The sequence below is a fragment of the Pseudomonas sp. BP01 genome (assembly GCF_022760795.1).
GTDB lineage: Bacteria > Pseudomonadota > Gammaproteobacteria > Pseudomonadales > Pseudomonadaceae > Aquipseudomonas > Aquipseudomonas putida_Q.
Genome location: NZ_JAFBKA010000006.1, coordinates 44713 through 63878 on the forward strand (window position 1 = coordinate 44713; position 19166 = coordinate 63878).

General features: G+C 63.3%; 17 protein-coding genes. 13 read left to right on the top strand and 4 right to left on the bottom strand.

Annotated elements, in window-relative coordinates:
• Positions 1–69: 69 nt before the first annotated feature.
• From JOY50_RS07365 to JOY50_RS07375, 3 genes are all read right to left on the bottom strand, one after another.
• Entirely contained in the window at positions 70–1350 is a 1281-nt protein-coding gene (locus JOY50_RS07365; RefSeq protein ID WP_132843539.1) for a serine/threonine transporter, read from the bottom strand.
• A 264-nt stretch (positions 1351–1614) separates the two neighbouring features.
• A complete protein-coding gene (locus JOY50_RS07370; protein ID WP_132843543.1) occupies positions 1615–2811 on the bottom strand; it encodes an amino acid aminotransferase in 1197 nt (398 codons plus the stop codon).
• 233 nt (positions 2812–3044) lie between these two features.
• Positions 3045–4070 carry an Ldh family oxidoreductase gene (locus tag JOY50_RS07375; protein WP_243055004.1) on the bottom strand — a complete coding sequence of 342 codons (1026 nt, stop codon included), beginning with the start codon at positions 4068–4070 and terminating at the stop codon, positions 3045–3047.
• A 142-nt stretch (positions 4071–4212) separates the two neighbouring features.
• Here JOY50_RS07375 and JOY50_RS07380 point away from each other — a divergent pair, with 142 nt between their 5' ends.
• From JOY50_RS07380 to JOY50_RS07430, 11 genes are all read left to right on the top strand, one after another.
• Positions 4213–5085, top strand: a complete 873-nt coding sequence (locus tag JOY50_RS07380) for a MurR/RpiR family transcriptional regulator (protein WP_243055005.1) — start codon at positions 4213–4215, stop codon at positions 5083–5085.
• A gap of 22 nt (positions 5086–5107) precedes the next feature.
• Positions 5108–5860: a transporter substrate-binding domain-containing protein gene (locus JOY50_RS07385; RefSeq protein ID WP_132843549.1), complete on the top strand. Its 753-nt coding sequence runs from the start codon at positions 5108–5110 to the stop codon at positions 5858–5860.
• Between the two features lie 145 nt (positions 5861–6005).
• Complete coding sequence (locus tag JOY50_RS07390; RefSeq protein WP_132843551.1) at positions 6006–6725, top strand: ABC transporter permease; 720 nt, start codon at positions 6006–6008, stop codon at positions 6723–6725.
• Positions 6722–7432: an ABC transporter permease gene (locus tag JOY50_RS07395; protein ID WP_243055006.1), complete on the top strand. Its 711-nt coding sequence runs from the start codon at positions 6722–6724 to the stop codon at positions 7430–7432. The genes JOY50_RS07390 and JOY50_RS07395 overlap by 4 nt, the downstream gene beginning before the upstream one ends.
• A 16-nt stretch (positions 7433–7448) precedes the next feature.
• Positions 7449–8693 (top strand): FAD-binding oxidoreductase, encoded by a 1245-nt coding sequence (locus JOY50_RS07400; RefSeq protein WP_132843554.1) that lies wholly within the window; start codon positions 7449–7451, stop codon positions 8691–8693.
• Between the two features lie 22 nt (positions 8694–8715).
• Positions 8716–9498 (top strand): amino acid ABC transporter ATP-binding protein, encoded by a 783-nt coding sequence (locus JOY50_RS07405; protein WP_086974531.1) that lies wholly within the window; start codon positions 8716–8718, stop codon positions 9496–9498.
• Between the two features lie 440 nt (positions 9499–9938).
• A complete protein-coding gene (locus tag JOY50_RS07410; RefSeq protein WP_132843559.1) occupies positions 9939–10748 on the top strand; it encodes a gamma-glutamyl-gamma-aminobutyrate hydrolase family protein in 810 nt (269 codons plus the stop codon).
• Between the two features lie 441 nt (positions 10749–11189).
• The gene (gene kdgD, locus JOY50_RS07415) at positions 11190–12101 is read left to right on the top strand and encodes a 5-dehydro-4-deoxyglucarate dehydratase (RefSeq protein ID WP_028613096.1); all 912 of its coding nucleotides are present in this window, start codon (positions 11190–11192) and stop codon (positions 12099–12101) included.
• 104 nt (positions 12102–12205) lie between these two features.
• A complete protein-coding gene (locus JOY50_RS07420; RefSeq protein WP_028613097.1) occupies positions 12206–13570 on the top strand; it encodes an MFS transporter in 1365 nt (454 codons plus the stop codon).
• A 79-nt stretch (positions 13571–13649) separates the two neighbouring features.
• Positions 13650–15203: a galactarate dehydratase gene (garD, locus tag JOY50_RS07425; protein ID WP_138737023.1), complete on the top strand. Its 1554-nt coding sequence runs from the start codon at positions 13650–13652 to the stop codon at positions 15201–15203.
• A gap of 175 nt (positions 15204–15378) precedes the next feature.
• Positions 15379–16959 carry an aldehyde dehydrogenase (NADP(+)) gene (locus JOY50_RS07430; RefSeq protein ID WP_243055007.1) on the top strand — a complete coding sequence of 527 codons (1581 nt, stop codon included), beginning with the start codon at positions 15379–15381 and terminating at the stop codon, positions 16957–16959.
• A 171-nt stretch (positions 16960–17130) separates the two neighbouring features.
• On the opposite strand, the gene JOY50_RS07435 is transcribed toward JOY50_RS07430, so the two are convergent.
• Complete coding sequence (locus JOY50_RS07435) at positions 17131–17880, bottom strand: FadR/GntR family transcriptional regulator (protein ID WP_016487470.1); 750 nt, start codon at positions 17878–17880, stop codon at positions 17131–17133.
• A gap of 198 nt (positions 17881–18078) precedes the next feature.
• Between JOY50_RS07435 and JOY50_RS07440 the strand changes: the two genes are divergently transcribed.
• Together JOY50_RS07440 and JOY50_RS07445 are read left to right on the top strand one after the other, a co-directional pair.
• Positions 18079–18729: a DUF998 domain-containing protein gene (locus JOY50_RS07440; protein WP_243055008.1), complete on the top strand. Its 651-nt coding sequence runs from the start codon at positions 18079–18081 to the stop codon at positions 18727–18729.
• Positions 18730–18803: 74 nt separating this feature from the next.
• Positions 18804–19133: a hypothetical protein gene (locus JOY50_RS07445; RefSeq protein WP_028613101.1), complete on the top strand. Its 330-nt coding sequence runs from the start codon at positions 18804–18806 to the stop codon at positions 19131–19133.
• Positions 19134–19166: the final 33 nt, after the last annotated feature.

A 19166-nucleotide genomic window follows, 5' to 3' on the forward strand; every position in this document is an offset into this window, starting at 1 on the left:
ATTTTTGTGGACAAAAAAATGCCCAGGTTGCGACAAGCGACCCGGGCATTCTTTATTTCAGGCAGCGAATCAGCTCAGCAGGCCGTACACCACCGAGGTCAACGCAACCAGGCCGACCACTACAACGAACACGTTGGAGGCTGCACCGCTGTACTTGCGCATCGACGGAACACGGTGGATGGCGTACATCGGCATCAGGAACAACAGCACCGCAAGGATCGGGCCGCCGAGCGATTCGATCATGCCGAGGATGCTCGGGTTGAGGGTGGCAACGATCCAGCACACCACCAGCATCAACGCGGCTACCACGCGGTCCAGGGTCTTGGCACCCGGGCGTGCACCGGTCTTGGCGATAATACCTTTCAGGCCTTCGCTAGCACCGATGTAATGGCCCAGGAACGACTTGGCGATGGCCACGAAGGCGATCAGCGGCGCAGCGAACGCGATGGTCGGGTTGCTGAAGTGGTTGGCCAGGTACGACAGGATCGACAGGTTCTGTGCCTTGGCTTCGGCCAGTTGGGCGCTGCTCAGGGTGAGCACGCAACTGAACACGAAGAACAGCACCATCACCACCATCAGCAGGTGGGCGCGGCGCAGGATCTGGCCGCTGCGCTCGTCGGCATGCTCGCCGTAGCGGCGCTTCTGGTCGACGGCGAAGGCCGAAATGATCGGCGAGTGGTTGAACGAGAACACCATTACCGGAATGGCCAGCCACAGGGTGTGCAGGAAGGCCGAGGCCGGCGGCACCTGGGTGGCGCTGTCGAGGATGCCACCGGTCCAATGCGGCACCAGGTACAGGCCCAGCAGGGCCAGGGCGACGATGAACGGGTACACCAGCAGGCTCATGACCTTGACCGTGGCCTGCTCGCCGCAGCGCACGATGGCCAGCAGGCCGAGGATCAGCACAAACGACAGGATGGCCCGTGGTGGCGGCGCCATGTGCAGCTGGTGCTCCATGAAGCTGGACACGGTGTTGGTCAGTGCCACGCTATAGATAAGCAGGATGGGGAAGATCGCGAAGAAGTACAGCACGGTGATCGCGGCACCGGCGTTGCTGCCGAAGTGCTCTTTGACCACTTCGGTGATGTCGCCACCATTGCGCCCGGAGAGCACGAAGCGGGTCAACCCGCGGTGGGCGAAGTAGGTCATTGGGAAGGCCAGTACAGCCAGGATCAGCAACGGCCAGAAACCGCCAAGGCCGGCGTTGATCGGCAGGAACAGGGTTCCGGCGCCAATGGCTGTGCCGAACAGGCCCAGCATCCAGGTGGTGTCGTGACGCGCCCAGCTGCCGAGGGTGGCGGGGGTCGATTCTACAAAGCGTTGTTCAACGCTTGGGGCCTGCTCATTCATTCCGGGTGAAGCTCCACTCGCAAGACTGTAACAGGCTGAGAATGGCGAAACAGTGCCTTCGCCCAACTCAACCGGAAAAGAGGGGCGCGATTGTGCACCGAAAGGTTGCACTTGCGAAGCCCTTTTCCGAGGGGCGGTTGCACTTGTCTTTACAAGCAGGCTACACCGGGGGGTAAAGGAGATAATTGTGGGAGCGGCCTTGCCGGGGCGCTCCCACAAAGGCCGCGCTCCCACAGGAAGGGCCGCGCAGGGCCCCTTGAGAAATTACTTCTGAACAGCAGCGAACGCTTCGGCAACCCGTTGCAGGTTGGCCGGGCGCAAGCCGGACATGCACACGCGGCCACTGTCGATCAGGTACACGCCAAACTCGTCACGCAGGCGGCGCACTTGCTCGACGCTGAAGCCCGTGTAGCTGAACATGCCACGCTGGCGCAGGAAGAACTGGAAGTCCTGACCTGGCAGCAGCACGGCCAAGGCATCGACCAGCGCCTGGCGCATGTCGAGGATGCGCTTGCGCATCACTTCGACTTCCTCGGCCCACTGGGCATTGAGGGCTGCATCGCTGAGCACGCCTGCCACCAGCTGGGCGCCGAAGTTGGGCGGACTGGAGTAGTTGCGGCGCACGGTAGCCTTCAGCTGGCCAAGCACGCTCTGGGCAGTGGCTTGGTCGTCGCAGACCACCGACAGGCCGCCTACCCGCTCGCCGTAAAGCGAGAAGATTTTCGAGAACGAGTTGCTGACCAGGCACGGCACGCCGGCGCGGGCCATTTCGCGGATGGCGTAGGCGTCTTCCACCAGGCCTTCGGCAAAGCCCTGGTAGGCGATGTCGAGGAACGGGATCAGCTGGCGTGCCTTGACCACTTCGACCACTTGTTGCCACTGGTTTTGCGTAAGGTCGGCACCGGTGGGGTTGTGGCAGCAAGGGTGCAGCAGTACCACGCTGTTGGCCGGCAGGGCCTGCAAGGTGGCCAGCATGCCGTCGAAGTCCACGCCACGGGTGGCCTGGTCGAAGTACGGGTAGGTGTTTACCTTGAAGCCGGCACCTTCGAAGATGGCGCGGTGGTTGTCCCAGGTCGGGTTGCTCACCCAGACTTCGGACTGCGGGAAGTAGCGCTTGAGGAAGTCGGCACCGACTTTCAGGGCGCCGGAGCCACCCACGGTCTGCACAGTGGCCACGCGACCGCCGGTCACGGCCGGGTGATCGGCACCGAACAACAGCGCCTGGATCGCCTGGCGGTAGCTGGCCAGGCCTTCCATCGGCAGGTAAAGGGATGCTTCGTGGTCCTGGCCGGCCATGCGTTTTTCCACCGCATCCACAGCCGCCAGTTGCGGCACCACGCCGGCCTCATCGTAATACAGGCCGATACTCAGGTTGACCTTGTCGGCGCGCGGGTCGGCCTTGAAGGTTTCCATCAGCGAGAGGATCGGGTCGCCGGCATAGGCATCGACATGTTTGAACACAGCGTGCAGCTCCTTGGATCAGGACAGTTCGAAAAGGCAGACCTGAGCATACCCGGTGTGTGGGCTCAGGAACATCCACTATTGTGCAAGGTTGTCTATGCAACATTGCATGGCTGGAGATTGGTGCTGACAGCGATGCCCTCATCGCCGGCAAGCCAGCTCCCACAGGTACACCACAGGCCTTGAGGTTGGTGATGTACCTGTGGGAGCTGGCTTGCCGGCGATAGGCCGGGTCAGGCAAGCAGCTCTTTCAGGCCCTGCAACTCCTGCTCGGTCAATGCCACGCCCTCCTCCTCGGCCACCTCGCGCTCGCGATAGCGCCGCTCGCCCGGCATGCGCGTCAGCCCCACCGCCTGCATCTGCTCCACCAGTTCGCGACTGCGCTGGGCAAACCGCTCGCCTTCGGCCTTGCTGGGGTCGATAAGGATGATCAACTGCCCGGTCCAGGGTGTTTTCGCCCCTGGGTGACCCGACCAGTCGAACTCCCAGGAGAAATTACCCCCGGTCAGCGCCGCCGCCAGCAACTCCACCATCATCGACAGCGCCGAGCCCTTGTGCCCGCCAAATGGCAGCAGGGCGCCGCCCTCCAGAATCGCCTTGGGCTCGGTGGTCGGTTCGCCATTGGCATCCACACCCATGCTTTCAGGCAATTGCTGGCCGGCACGTGCGGCAATCTGCACATCGCCGTGGGCCATGGCACTGGTGGCCATGTCGAAGACGATCGGGTCATGTTCGGCACAAGGCGCAGCAAAAGCGATGGGGTTGGTACCGAACAGCGGCTTGCGTGCGCCATGCGGCACCACGCAGGTCATGCTGTTGACCACGCTGAGGGCCACCAGGCCTTCTTCGGCGAACGGTTCTACATCCGGCCACAGCGCGGCGAAGTGGTGCGAGTTGTGGATCGCCAGCACGGCAATGCCGGCGTTGCGTGCCTTTGCCACCAATAGCTCACGGGCCGCCGTCAGCGCCGGCTGGGCAAAACCGCCCGCAGCATCGACACGCACATAGCCGGCGGCCACGTCGCTGACCTCTGGCGTGGCCTTGCCATCGACCCAACCACTGGCCAGGGTCGAGACATAACCAGGCATGCGGAACACCCCATGGCTATGGGCGCCATCACGCTGGGCGCTGGCGCAGTTGTGGGCCAGTACCCGGGCCACGGCCTCGCTGCACCCATGGCGCTGGAAGATGGCCTGCAACAGGCTCTGGAGCTCGTTAAAAGGCACGCGCACGTCGGTGCTGGTGGAGGGTGCGGACATCTGAAGCTCCTTGTTGGAATTGGAATGGCTACAGCGTTGCAACGACAAAAACTTTCCTGCATGTGACAGCAATCTGTCAAATATTGACTTGATGACAGAAAACATTCATTTTCTTCCCAAGCCTTACCCTTGGAGCCGCAGCATGAGCCAACCGATCAAGCAACGCCTGGAAAACAGCCTCGAAGGGGCCGCTGCCTCGGGCCGCAAGATCGCCACCTACATGCTCGCCAACCTGCACGAACTGCCGTTCCAGACCTCGGCCAGCATCGCCGCCAAGCTGGACGTCAGCGAATCCAGCGTCGGGCGCTTCTGCCGCTCACTGGGTTATGCCCACCTCAAGGCGCTTAAGCAAGACCTGCAGAACGACCTGGGCGACGGCCCGTGGATGGTGGGCGACCGATTGCAGGATTACCGCCAGAACCAGGACGCCAGTGACAACGCCGGCAGCCTGGAGCTGGAAATCGCGGCCTTGATGCGCGTCCACGAATACCGCCAAAGCCCAATCTGGCACAGCGTAGCGCAACGCCTGGCGAGCAAGCCGCGGGTATTCATCGCCGGTTTCCAGACCGAGCGCGGCATCGCCATGTGCATGAGCCACCTGCTTCAGTACCTGCGCGATGGCGTGCAACTGGTCGATATCAGTGCCGGGCACTTCGGTGACGTGCTGCTGGGCCGCGCCGAAGACAGCGCCCTGGTGGTGTTCGAGGCGCGCCGTTATTCGCGTCACGCCCTGCTGCTGTGCCAGAAGGCACGTGAGGCAGGCATTGCGGTCACCCTGGTGACCGACACCTTCTGCGACTGGGCCGATGCCAACGCCGACGAGGTGTTCCGCATACCCACCGAGTTCAATCTGTTCTGGGAATCCACCTCGACGATGCTGTCGTGGGTGCACCTGATGGTCAACGAGGTTTGCAAAAAACTCGGGCCTGATGTGGAAAAACGCTTGGAAGCGACTGCCGCTCTACATAACGAGTTCGTCGGCTACACCTCGTGGCCGACGGGCAAACAACAATAGCAAGAGTGCAATGAGGTGCGAGATGAACAAGACCATGGCCTTGGTGGGTGCGTGTGCCCTGCTGCTGACGGGCGCTGCCAGTGCCGAAACCCTGCGCTTCGCCACCGAGGGCGCCTACCCGCCCTTCAACTATGTAGACGCCGATAACAAGCTGCATGGCTTCGATATCGACATCACCCATGCCCTGTGCGAACAGATGAAAGTCGAGTGCACGCTGGTGGCCCAGGACTGGGAAGGCATCATCCCCGCCCTGATGGCGCGCAAGTACGACGCCATCGTCGCGTCGATGATCAACACCGAAGAGCGGCGCAAGAAAATCGCCTTCACCGACCACTACTACCGCACCCCGCTGACCGTCGCAGTCGCCAAGGACAGCAAGATCGACAGCGCCCAGACCGACTTCGTCGGCTACACCGTCGGTGCCCAGTCGTCGTCCACCCAGGCTATCTACGCCGAAGACGTGTATGGCAAAGCCGGGGCCGATGTGAAGCTGTACCCGACCATGGACGAAGCCAACGCCGACCTGGCCGCCGGGCGCCTGGACGGGGTAATTGCCGATAAATTCCCGCTGCACGAGTGGATGACCAAGAACGGCGGGGACTGCTGCAAGATCCTCGGCGACGTGGCCGACACCAAGGCCGATGCCGCCATCGCCGTGCGCAAGGACGACGAAGCCCTGCGCCAGCGCCTGAACACCGCGCTGCAACAGATCGTGGCCAACGGCACGTACCAGAAGATCGCCAGCAAGTACTTTGCTTTCGATATCTACAACTGATCTTAGAGCCCGTCTCGCCTGATCCGGCCTCATCGCCGGCAAGCCAGCTCCCACAGAACCGCACAAGGCCTGACAGATGTGCAGTCCCTTGTGGGAGCTGGCTTGCCGGCGATGAGGCCAGTAAGGTCAACACAAGGTGTTCGTCATGCTCGATCAATTGTCCTTGCTGTCCTTCGCCAGCGGAGGCTGGGGCCAGGCGCTGCTGGCCGGCGCCCTGGTGACTGTTTCACTGGCACTGGCCTGCCTGCCCATCGGCCTGCCGCTGGGCCTGGTAGTCGCCCTGGCGGCGCGCTCGCGCAAGCGCCTGCCACGGGCCTGGGCCACCACCTTCTCCACTGTTTTCCGCGGCCTGCCCGAGCTGCTGACACTGCTGATCATCTATTACGGCTGCCAGATCGCCGCGCAGAAAATTCTCGGGGCCATGGGCTATCAGGGTGAATTCCTGATCAACACCTTCCTCGCCGCGATGATCGCCTTCAGCCTGGTGTTCGCCGCGTTCTCAAGCGAGATCTGGCTGGCCGCCTTCAAGACTCTGCCCAAGGGCCAGCTGGAGGCCTGCTCGGCACTGGGCCTGAGCAAGCGCACCGCCTTCTTCAAGGTGTTGCTGCCACAACTGACCCGCATCGCCCTGCCCGGCCTGTCGAACAATTGGCTGTCGCTGCTCAAGGACACCTCGCTGGTGTCGACCATTTCGCTGGTCGACCTGATGCGCCAGACCAACCTGGCCGTCAGCGTGACCAAGGAGCCAATGTTCTTCTATGGCGTAGCGTGCCTGGGTTACCTGTTGTTTGCAGCGCTTTCCGGGCGTGTGTTCGCCTTTATCGAACGGCGCAGTAACCGCCACCTGCAAGGAGCACGGGCATGAGCCTGGAACAACTGCTGGCACTGGTGCTAGACCCCGACCTGCTGGACCGCTACGGGCCACGCTTTCTTGATGGCCTGCTGGTAACCGCCAAACTGGTGGCCATTTCCTTCAGCCTGGGCGCCGTACTTGGGCTGTTACTGGCCTTGGCACGCATGTCGCGCAGCCTGCTGCTGCAACGCATGGCCGCCGGCTACGTTTACTTCTTCCGCGGCTCGCCCCTGCTGGCCCAGCTGTTCCTGCTGTACTACGGCCTGGGTTCGCTCAAGGGCTTCTGGCAGGACGCCGGCCTGTGGTGGTTTTTCCGCGAGGCGTGGTTCTGCACCTTGCTGGCCTTCACCCTTAACACCGCTGCCTACCAGGCGGAGATCTTCCGCGGCAGCCTGATGGCCGTTGCGCCGGGGCAGCATGAAGCGGCGCGGGCGCTGAACCTGAAGCGCTCGACCACCTTTTTCAAGGTGATTCTGCCGCAGTCGTTGCTGGTGGCCATCGGCCCGCTGGGCAACGAACTGATCCTGATGATCAAGGCCAGCGCCATTGCCTCGCTGGTGACCATCTACGACCTGATGGGCGTGACCAAACTGGCCTTCTCGCGCAGTTTCGACTTCCAGATCTACCTCTGGGCCGCCGTGCTCTACCTGGTAATCGTCGAACTGGTGCGGCGCCTGCTGAAACACCTGGAAGGCCGACTGGGCCGCCACCTGAACTGACCGAAGGATACGTTCCATGCATTGCCAGACCCTTGTCCTCGGCGCCGGCATCGTCGGCGTCAGCACCGCCCTGCACTTGCAGGCCCGCGGGCGTCAGGTTGTCCTGATCGACCGCGATGAGCCCGGCAGCGGTACCAGCCACGGCAACGCCGGGCTGATCGAGCGCTCCAGCGTCATCCCCTACGCCTTCCCCCGGCAGTTCGGCGCATTGTTGCGCTACGGCCTGAACCGCCAGCCCGACGTGCGCTACAGCCTGGCGCACCTGCCCAAGGCCGCGCCGTGGCTGTGGCGCTACTGGCGCCAGTCGGCCCCCGGGCGCCTGGCCGGGGCCGCCGCCGACATGCTGCCGCTGGTACAGCGCTGCGTCGAAGAACACGACGCGCTGATCAAAGCCGCCGGCCTTGAAGGGCTGGTGCAGGCCAAAGGCTGGATCGAAGTGTTCCGCGACCCGGCCCTGTTCGAGCAGGCCAAGGCCGACGCCAAAGGCCTGAGCCGCTATGGCCTGCAATTTGAAATCCTGGAATGCGGGCAGTTGCAGGCCCGCGAGCATCAGCTGGACGCCACCGTGGTCGGCGGCATTCACTGGCTCGACCCCAAGACCGTGAACAACCCCGGCGCCCTCACCCGCGGCTATGCGGCGCTGTTCCAGCAGCGCGGTGGGCAGTTCCTGCATGGTGATGCGCGCAGCCTGCGCCAGGCCAACGGCAAATGGCGGGTAGAGAGCCGCCGTGGCCCGATTACCGCCGACGAGGTGGTGGCCTGCCTCGGCCCGCAGTCGGCCGACCTGTTCAGCGGCCTGGGCTACCAGATTCCGCTGGCGATCAAGCGCGGCTACCACATGCACTACAGCACCCGTGACGGCGCAACGCTTGAGCATTCAATCTGCGACACCCAGGGCGGCTACGTGCTGGCGCCAATGGCGCGCGGTGTGCGCTTGACCACCGGCATCGAGTTCGACGCCAGCAGCGCGCCGGGCAACCAGATCCAGCTGGGCCGCTGCGAGGCCCTGGCGCGCAAGCTGTTCCCGGCCTTGGGTGAACGCCTGGACGACACCCCTTGGCTGGGCCGCCGCCCATGCCTGCCCGACATGCGCCCGGTCATCGGCCCTGCAGCGCGCCACCCGGGGCTGTGGTTCAACTTTGGCCACGCCCACCACGGCCTCACCCTGGGCCCGGTCAGCGGCCGGCTGGTGGCCGAGCTGATCACCGGCGAGCACCCTTTCACCGACCCCGCGCCCTACAGCGCGACCCGTTTCGACTGAACCCACGCGGGAGAACAACAACATGACCGCACCACTGAGCCTTGCAAGCCTTGCCCCCGAGCCCGACCCACGCCCGGTGCTGATCCGTATCGAAGGCCTGAACAAGCACTACGGCGCGTTCCACGTGCTGCACAACATCAACCTGCAGGTGCGCGAAGGCGAACGCATTGTGCTGTGCGGGCCGTCCGGCTCGGGCAAGTCGACCCTGATCCGCTGCATCAACCGCCTGGAAGTGGCCCAACAGGGCAACATCCAGGTGGACGGCATCGACCTGGCAGCCACCACCCGTGAAGCGGCGCAGGTGCGCAGCGACATCGGCATGGTGTTCCAGCACTTCAACTTGTTCCCGCACATGAGCGTGCTCGACAACTGCCTGCTGGCCCCCACCAGCGTGCGCGGGCTGTCGCGCAAGGACGCCGAAGAGCGGGCGCGCATGTACCTGAGCAAGGTGGGTATCGAAAGCCAGGCGCACAAATACCCCAGCCAGCTGTCGGGCGGCCAGCAGCAGCGCGTGGCGATTGCCCGGGCCCTGTGCATGAAGCCTCGGATCATGCTGTTTGACGAGCCTACGTCGGCACTGGACCCGGAAATGGTCGCCGAAGTGCTGGATGTGCTGGTGCAACTGGCCGGCACTGGCATGACCATGCTCTGTGTCACCCATGAAATGGGCTTTGCCAGGCAGGTAGCCGAGCGGGTGCTGTTCCTTGAGGGTGGGCAGATCATCGAAGACAGCCCGCCGCAGGTGTTCTTCAACCAGCCGCGTACCGAGCGCGCCAAGGCGTTCCTGGCGCAGATACTGCACTGAGCAAAATGTTTGATGCCTGTGCTGCCCCTATCGCCGGCAAGCCAGCTCCCACAGGATATCTGCAGCTTTTAGGGCCGATGCAGTACCTGTGGGAGCTGGCTTGCCGGCGATAGGGCCAGTAGCACAAACTCCAGCCCCCTTCATTGCACCGCTGCAAAGACCCAACTGCGTCGTTAAATATTATTGACCAACACCGCCGCCAAACCCACGCCGCCACAGGCCCGCATCGGTTTCAACCCCCAAAAACCGGTGCATTCCCCGCGTTAAAGCCCTCTTCCGTCGTTTGACATATCGAACGGCTCTGGCAAGCTATCTACAAGCCCCGACCGGAATCGTCGCCTCTGACGAGCCGGCAGTGCTCGGAGCTTCAGGCTGCACTCAGGGCCCCGCGCCGTGCACCTGCACAACAACGACAGGCTGAACCTGTCCCAAGGTGACATATGTCCAACAGCAACATTGGCAACAAGCAACCTTCCCTGCGCAAACCCATCGTCCTGATGACCATGGGCAGCCAAGAGCGCAAAGGCCATGACTATCAGGTCATGACCCACAAATACATCACCCCGCTGGTCGAATTCTCCGATTGCGTCCCGGTACTGGTGCCCACCTGCTGCGGCACCGAAGACCTCGACACCTATCTGGACATGGCCGACGGCGTTTACCTGACCGGCGCTGGCAGCAACATCGACCCGGCCCTGTACGGCCAGGAAAATGAAACCCCAGGCAAGGGCCAGGACCAGAACCGCGACCTGTTCGACATCCCGCTGGTCAAGGCGGCGATCAAGCGTGGCCTGCCGATCTTCGGTATCTGCCGTGGCATGCAGGAAATCAACGTGGCCTTGGGTGGCGACATCTACCAGAAGGTGTACGCCGAGCCTGGCTTCAACGACCACCGGGAAAACCCGGAAGACCCGGTTGACGTGCAGTACGCCCAGGTACATGGGGTAAAGATCAAGCCGGGCAGCTGGCTGCGTGACACCCTGGGTACCGACGAAATTCGCGTCAACTCGCTGCATGGCCAAGGTCTGCGCACGCTCGGCGCCGGCATCGAAGCCATCGCCTTGGCCGAAGACGGCCTGGTCGAAGCCATTCACGCCCCGAGCATTTCGCCGTTCCTGTTCGCGGTGCAGTGGCACCCAGAGTGGCAAGCTGCGAAAAACCCGGATTCGATCAAGATGTTCCAGGCCTTCGGCGATGCTTGCCGTGCCCAGGTACGCAAGGCGCAGATCAAGCGCCAGCACGCTGCCTGACCTTCAGTTTCCTCTGCTTTGATCGCGGGGCGGCGCAAGGCCGCCCCCGTTTCCCCGGTCACCCTCTGCTGGTCCCAGAACACTTCCCGTGGAATCGGGCGGCGGCCTAGTGCCTGTCTCCGCGATCGTTTTTTCCTTCCACGCCAAGAGATACGATGACTGATTGCGGATAGTCTGCCATCGGTGTCTTTTCCTTCCGTTATTGTTCGCCTACACCGGCCGCTTCGCGGGCACGCCCGCTCCCACAGGGATCTCCACTGTCCTTGAAGGTATTAACGTACCTGTGGGAGCGGGCGCGCCCGCGAACAGGCAATAACCCTTCCTCCCTGCCCACTGCAAAAAATCTCGCAAAAAGGACTAGTCATCGAACATGTTGTACGATAACTTACCTCCAACGCAAAACAACACCCTTCACCCAAGCGCCACAGGATGCCTACAACAATGAATCCACAAGAACTTAAATCCATCCTCTCTCACGGCCTGCTGTCATTCCCGGTCACCGACTTCAATGCCCAGGGCGATTTCCACCAGGCTGGCTACATCAAACGCCTGGAATGGTTGGCCCCGTATGGCGCCAGCGCATTGTTCGCCGCCGGTGGCACCGGTGAGTTCTTCTCCCTGGCCGCCAGCGAATATAGCCAGGTGATCAAGACTGCCGTCGACACCTGCGCTACCTCGGTACCTATCCTCGCTGGCGTGGGTGGCTCCACCCGCCAGGCCATCGAATACGCACAGGAAGCGGAGCGCCTGGGTGCCAAGGGCCTGCTGCTGCTGCCGCATTACCTGACCGAAGCCAGCCAGGACGGCGTCGCCGCCCACGTCGAAGCAGTCTGCAAATCGGTGAAGATCGGCGTGGTGGTGTACAACCGCAACGTCTGCCGCCTGAATGCCGACCTGCTGGAAAAACTGGCCGAGCGCTGCCCGAACCTGATCGGCTACAAAGATGGCCTGGGTGATATCGAGCTGATGGTGTCGATCCGTCGCCGCCTGGGCGATCGTTTCAGCTACCTGGGTGGCCTGCCGACCGCCGAAGTGTATGCTGCCGCCTACAAGGCCCTGGGCGTGCCGGTGTACTCCTCCGCCGTGTTCAACTTCGTGCCGAAGACCGCCATGGACTTCTACCACGCCATCGCCCGCGATGATCACGCCGCCGTGGCCAAGCTGATCGACGATTTCTTCCTGCCGTACCTGGACATCCGCAACCGTAAGGCTGGCTACGCCGTGAGCATCGTCAAGGCGGGCGCCAAGATCGCCGGTTACGACGCAGGCCCGGTGCGCACCCCGCTGACCGACCTCACCGCAGAAGAGTACGAGATGCTCGCCGCGCTGATGGACAAGATGGGCCCGCAGTAAGCGTCGCCCGCGGCCTGCCACATGCCGCGCCCGGAGTGGGCCAGCCCCACTCCGGTTACAATTCGTGAGCCCGCACAAAAATAACTAGTGGGAGTATTGCCAGCATGCAAGCGACTAAGAAGACGCATGTGCGCTACCTGATCCTGTTCATGCTGTTCCTGGTGACCACGATCAACTATGCCGACCGCGCTACCATTGCTATCGCAGGCTCCAGCCTGCAGAAAGACCTCGGCATTGACGCCGTAACCCTCGGTTATATCTTTTCCGCCTTTGGATGGGCTTACGTGGCTGGCCAGATTCCTGGTGGCTGGCTGCTCGATCGCTTCGGTTCAAAAAACGTCTACGCCTTCAGCATCTTCACCTGGTCGCTGTTCACCCTGCTGCAGGGGTTTGTCGGTGGCCTGCCGGTTGCCTGGGCCGTGGTCACCCTCTTCACCCTGCGCTTTCTGGTCGGCTTCGCCGAAGCCCCGTCGTTCCCGGGCAACGCACGTATCGTCGCCGCCTGGTTCCCGACTCAGGAGCGCGGCACTGCCTCAGCCATCTTCAACTCGGCGCAGTACTTCGCCACTGCGCTGTTCGCCCCGATCATGGGCTGGATCGTGTTCAGCTTCGGCTGGGAGCACGTGTTCGTGGTCATGGGTGTACTGGGCATCATCTTCTCGATGGTGTGGCTGAAAACCATTTACAACCCGCGCCAACACCCACGCATCAGCCCAAGCGAGCTCGAACACATCGAGCAGAACGGCGGCCTGGTGGACATGGACCAGAAGCGCGGCAACACCGGCCCAAAATGGGGCTACATCAAGCAACTGCTGACCAGCCGCATGCTGCTGGGCGTGTACCTGGGCCAGTACTGCATCAACGCCATCACCTACTTCTTCCTCACCTGGTTCCCTGTGTACCTGGTGCAGGAACGTGGCATGACCATCCTCAAGGCCGGCTTCATCGCTTCGCTGCCGGCGGTCTGCGGTTTCATTGGTGGCGTGCTGGGTGGCGTGATCTCCGACTGGCTGCTGCGCCGGGGCAACTCACTGACGTTCTCGCGCAAACTGCCGATCGTGTGCGGCCTGCTGCTGTCGACCACCATGGTGTTCTGCAACTATGTCGATGCCGAGTGGATGGTAGTCGGCTTCATGACCCTGGCATTCTTCGGCAAAGGCATTGGCGCGCTGGGCTGGGCGGTGGTGGCAGACACCTCGCCGAAGCAGATCGCCGGGCTGTCCGGTGGCCTGTTCAACACCTTCGGCAACATCGCCTCGATCACCACGCCTATCGTGATCGGCTACATCATCAGCGCCACCGGCTCGTTCAAGTGGGCACTGGTGTACGTGGGCGCCAACGCCTTGGTAGCGGTGTTCAGCTACCTGGTGATCGTGGGCCCGATCAAGCGGATCGAGCTGCGCGATGATGACCCAAAGCCACAGGCTGAGCCTGCCGCCAACGGCGAACTGGCCAGCTCGCGTCACTGAGTGAGCACGCCCGCACCGGGGCAACCGGTGCGGGCGGATGTACAAAAAAGCCTGAGAACCTGACAAGTAGGGCCCAAACATGCAGTTGATCGAACATTCCGACTCGCCCCGCTACGTCCGCCTGCACGACGACGATAACGTCGTGGTAGTGGTCAACGACGGCGGCCTGGGCGAAGGCGCCCGCTTTGCCGACGGCCTGACCCTGGTCGAAGGCGTGCCACAAAGTCACAAGGTCGCCACCGTGGCCATCGCCAAAGGCGAGCCCGTGCGCCGCTATGGGCAAATCATCGGCTACGCGCTGGAAGACCTGCACCAGGGCAGTTGGGTGCAGGAAAGCCAGCTGGCCATGCCGGCCGCCCCGGAGCTGGACAGCCTGCCGCGCTGCGATGCCGTCCCACACCCGCTGCCGCCGCTCGAAGGCTTCACGTTCGAAGGCTACCGCAACGCCGACGGCACCGTCGGCACCCGCAACATTCTCGGCATCACCACCACCGTGCAGTGCGTGACCGGCGTGCTGGAGCATGCGGTAAAGCGCATTCGCAGCGAACTGCTGCCCAAGTACCCCAACGTCGATGACGTGGTAGCCATCACCCACAGCTATGGCTGCGGGGTGGCCATCAACGCGCGCGACGCCTACATTCCGATCCGCACCGTGCGCAATCTGGCGCGCAACCCCAACCTGGGTGGCGAGGCGCTGGTCATCAGCCTCGGCTGTGAAAAGCTGCAAGCCGGCCAGGTGATGCACGACAACGACCCTTCGGTAGACCTCAGCGACCCATGGCTGTACCGCCTGCAGGACGCCAGCCTGGGTTTTGTGGAAATGATCGAGCAGATCATGGAACTGGCCGAAACCCGCCTGAAGAAGCTCGACCTGCGCCGCCGCGAAACCGTACCGGCCAGCGAGTTGATCCTTGGCATGCAGTGCGGCGGCAGCGACGCCTTCTCGGGCATCACCGCCAACCCGGCGCTGGGCTACGCCGCCGACTTGCTGGTACGCGCCGGCGCCACCGTGCTGTTCTCGGAAGTGACCGAGGTACGCGACGCCATCTACATGCTGACGTCGCGCGCGGAAAACCAGGAGGTGGCCGGTGCCTTGATACGCGAAATGGACTGGTACGACCGCTACCTGCAGCAAGGCGCCGCCGACCGCAGCGCCAACACGACGCCAGGCAACAAGAAAGGCGGCCTGTCCAATATCGTCGAGAAGTCGCTGGGGTCGATCGTCAAGTCCGGCAGCGGCGCTATCCAGGGGGTGCTCGGCCCAGGCGAGCGGGTAACGCGCAAGGGCCTGATCTTCTGCGCCACCCCGGCCAGCGACTTTGTCTGCGGCACCCTGCAGCTGGCCGCTGGCATGAACCTGCATGTGTTCACCACCGGCCGCGGCACCCCCTACGGGCTGGCCATGGCGCCGGTAGTCAAGGTGTGCACGCGTACCGAACTGGCCCAGCGCTGGCCCGACCTGATCGATATCGACGCCGGGCGCATCGCCACAGGCCGTTCGAGCATCGAAGAGCTGGGCTGGGAACTGTTCCATTACTACCTGGACGTAGCCAGCGGCCGCAAGCAGACCTGGGCCGAACAGCACCGGCTGCACAACGACATCACCCTGTTCAACCCGGCACCGATTACCTGATGCCGAGGACTCACTCTTTTTCCCGGTATTTCGCGCCCCCTGTAGGAGCGGGTTTACCCGCGAACACCGGCAAAGCCGGTGCCATACACCGGGTTGCCTGCTTCGCGGGCACGCCCGCTCCCACAGGTCATGCGACAACCCCCCCGTTTTTTTTTCAGCCAACAGGAGCACCCCAATGCCTGAAATCCTCGGCCACAACTTCATCGCCGGCCAGCGCAGCGCCGCTGGCCCACAGCGCCTGCAGAGCCTGGACGCCAGCACTGGCGAAGCCCTGCCCTACAGCTTTGCTCAAGCCAGCGAAGCCGAAGTAGACCAGGCCGCCAAGGCCGCCGCTGCGGCCTTCGCTGAGTTCCGCCAACTGGCCCCGGCCCGCCGCGCCGAATTCCTCGACGCCATCGCCGCCGAACTGGACGAACTGGACGATGCCTTCGTCGCCATCGTCTGCCGCGAGACCGCCCTGCCCGCCGCCCGTATTCAAGGCGAGCGTGGCCGCACCAGCGGCCAGATGCGCTTGTTCGCTCAAGTACTGCGCCGTGGCGATTTCCTCGGTGCCCGTATCGACCTGGCCTTGCCAGAGCGCCAGCCGCTGCCACGCGTGGACCTGCGCCAAATGCGCATTGGCGTCGGCCCGGTCGCCGTGTTCGGTGCCAGTAACTTCCCGCTGGCCTTCTCCACCGCCGGTGGCGACACCGCTGCTGCACTGGCCGCTGGCTGCCCGGTGGTGTTCAAGGCGCACAGCGGCCACATGGCCACCGCCGACCTGGTGGGATGCGCCATCGTGCGCGCCGCCGAGCGCACCGGCATGCCCAAGGGCGTGTTCAACATGGTGTTCGGTGGTGGTGTCGGCGAGTGGCTGGTCAAGCACCCGGCCATCCAGGCCGTCGGCTTCACCGGCTCGCTCAAGGGCGGCGACGCCCTGTGCCGCATGGCCGGCGAGCGCCCACAGCCAATCCCAGTGTTCGCCGAGATGTCCAGCATCAACCCGGTCATTATCCTGCCAGCCGCCTTGGCCAAACGTGGCGAGGCTATCGCCCGCGAATTGGCCGGCTCGGTGTGCATGGGCGCCGGGCAGTTCTGCACCAACCCGGGGTTGGTGATCGGCCTGCAATCGCCACAGTACAGCCAGCTACTGGCCGACCTTGGCCAGCACCTGGACCAGCAGGCCGGGCAAACCATGCTCAACGCGGGTGGCCTGCGTAGCTACGTTGGCGGCCTTGAGCACCTGCAGGCCCATACCGGTATCGAGCACCTGGCCGGCCAGGCGCAGGAAGGCAGCCAGGCCCGCGCCCAACTGTTCAAGGCCGATGCCCGCCTGCTGGTCGAGTCTGACCCGCTGCTGCAGGAAGAAGTGTTCGGCCCCACCACTGTGGCCGTGGAAGTGCAGGACGACGAACAGCTGCGCGCAGCCCTGCTTGGCCTGCGTGGTCAGCTGACCGCTACCCTGATCGGCGAAGCAGAAGATTTCGAGGCCTACGCCTGGCTGGTGCCGCTGCTGGAGGAGAAGGTCGGGCGCATCCTGATCAATGGCTACCCGACCGGTGTCGAAGTCTGTGATGCCATGGTCCACGGCGGGCCTTACCCTGCGACCTCGGACGCCCGCGGTACCTCGGTCGGTACCTTGGCCATCGACCGCTTCCTGCGCCCGGTGTGCTACCAGAACTACCCGCAGGCCCTGCTGCCTGAGGCGCTGCGCGATGGCAACCCGCTGGGGCTGCGCCGACTGGTGAACGGGCAATGGAGTGACCAGGCGATCTGATCGGGCGCCTGAAATAAGAAAGCCCCGCACATTGCGGGGCTTTTCTTTTGGCTGTGCCGGCCTCTTCGCGGGTAAACCCGCTCCCACAGGGTTTGCACAATTTTCAGGCATTGTGGTGATTCTGTGGGAGCGGGCGTGCCCGCGAAGAGGCCGGTATAGGTCACAAGGGCCTTAGACCCCTTGCGCCTCAGCCTCTTCATGTACCTGACGCAAGCGCTCCCGGCTGTTGCTCAGGTGCATGCGCATGGCCATCTTTGCCCCTTCGCTGTCACGCCGGGCGATTGCTTCATAGATCGCCTCGTGCTCATGCATCAGCCGGCTCATGTAATGCGCCTGGTCATCATGGGCCAACCGCGCCGAGTTCACCCGGGTGCGCGGAATGATGCTGGTCCCCAGGTGGTTGATGATATCGGCAAAGTAGTGGTTGCCGCTGGCCTGGGCAATGCGCAGGTGGAACTGGAAGTCCGCCGACACCGCATCATTGGCATGCGCCGCCCCTTCGTTGAGTTCGTCCAGCGCGGCACGCATGCCCGCCAGCTCTTCGTCACTGCGCCGCTGCGCCGCCAGGCCCGCCGACTCGATCTCCAGGGCAATACGCAACTCCAGCACCGCCAGCACTTCACGCAGGGTGACCACAGTTGCCGGGTCGATGCGAAAGCCCCCCGACGCTGGCGCGTCCAGCACGAACGTGCCGATGCCATGGCGGGTCTCGACCTGCCCGGCGGCCTGCAGCCGCGAGATCGCCTCACGCACCACGGTGCGGCTCACGCCCTCTTCGACCATGATCTGCGATTCGGTCGGCAGCTTGTCGCCACGCTTGAGCTGGCCACTGCGAATGCGTTCGGTCAGCACTGTGACCAGTTCCTGGGCCAGACTACGCGGCTTGCGCCGGGTCCTTGCCTGTACCTGTTGCTCTGTCATTGCCCTGTATTTCACCTAGAAAGACAGTGCTCATCATAGCGCAAGCAGTTGTACGATCACATACACCCGGTGCGGTATTTCTTGCGCTCCCTCGCAAGCCACGCCTATGAGAAAGCCGGCGCAAGTGCTGGCCCAAAGGCCGCGCAAGCCTGTACTGTGCGCCTTTGCGCTCACTCATCCATGGAAGGAAAATGCCGCATGAAACCCCTCGACCGCCTATTGCTCGCCAGCGGCCTGGTGATACCCCTCTGGTTGCTGGCAGGTGTTTGGCTCACCGCCCAGGCTTACCCCGGCTATGACCACCTGCAACAGGCCATGAGCCAGCTCGGCGCCGTGGGCGCGCCAACCCACAGCTGGTCGCCACTGGTAAACAACTTCCCACTGGCCGCGCTGTTCGCGCTGTTTGCCTGGGGGTTGGTGCGGCGCTGGCGTGGCTCGAAACTGGCAATGCTGAGTGCTGCCCTGGTGCTTCTGCATGGTGTCGGCAGCCTGGGCACCGGCTGGTTCCCCTGTGACCAAGGTTGTGCACCAGCGCAGCCGTCCACCTCACAGCAACTGCATAACCTGTCCGGCCTGCTGATGTTCCTCTCGCTGACCCTGGCCAGTGCCCTGTGGGCATGGCTAGGCAATCGCATTGCCGGCTCGCGGGCCCTGGCGTTGTTCTCCCTGGCCTGTGTGGTACTGGCGATCATCACCGTCGCGCTGATGGGCCAGGCAGCGCAAAACGGCCAGCTATTTGGCCTGTATCAACGCCTGAACTATGGTGTGTCGGTCATCTGGGTTGCCAGCCTGGCCTGGGCAAGCCTGCGGACACCAGCGGGTAGTCCGCTGCGCATGGCGGTGATCTGACGGCAAATTGCTGGCCCCTGGGATCGGAAAGCGAAGGCAAACTCCGTTCTCCTTCAGATGTTTAGGACAGCAACATGCGAGTAATTCTAGCAACGATGGCCGGTTGCCTGCTGGCCACGCTGGCGTTCGGCGCCCAGGCCCGGGCGCTGAGCCAGAACGATCGCCACACCTGCGGCTGGGGTGCGCAGATAGCCGCCGAGGCCCAGCAGGCCAAGCTTTCCGGGGTGACCCTGTATGCCACGCGCAAGAAGCTGCAGGTACGCAAATTCCCCAAACCCTGGATGCGCATGACCGCCTTCGGCATTACCGAGCAGACTTACAACAGCCGCTCGCGGCTCAAGCCTGCAGCGATCAAGCAGACATACTATGAGCAGTGTGTTCAGCATGCGATAGCCAAACGATAATCTATTATTTATCAGATGGTTATGCGTTTAATC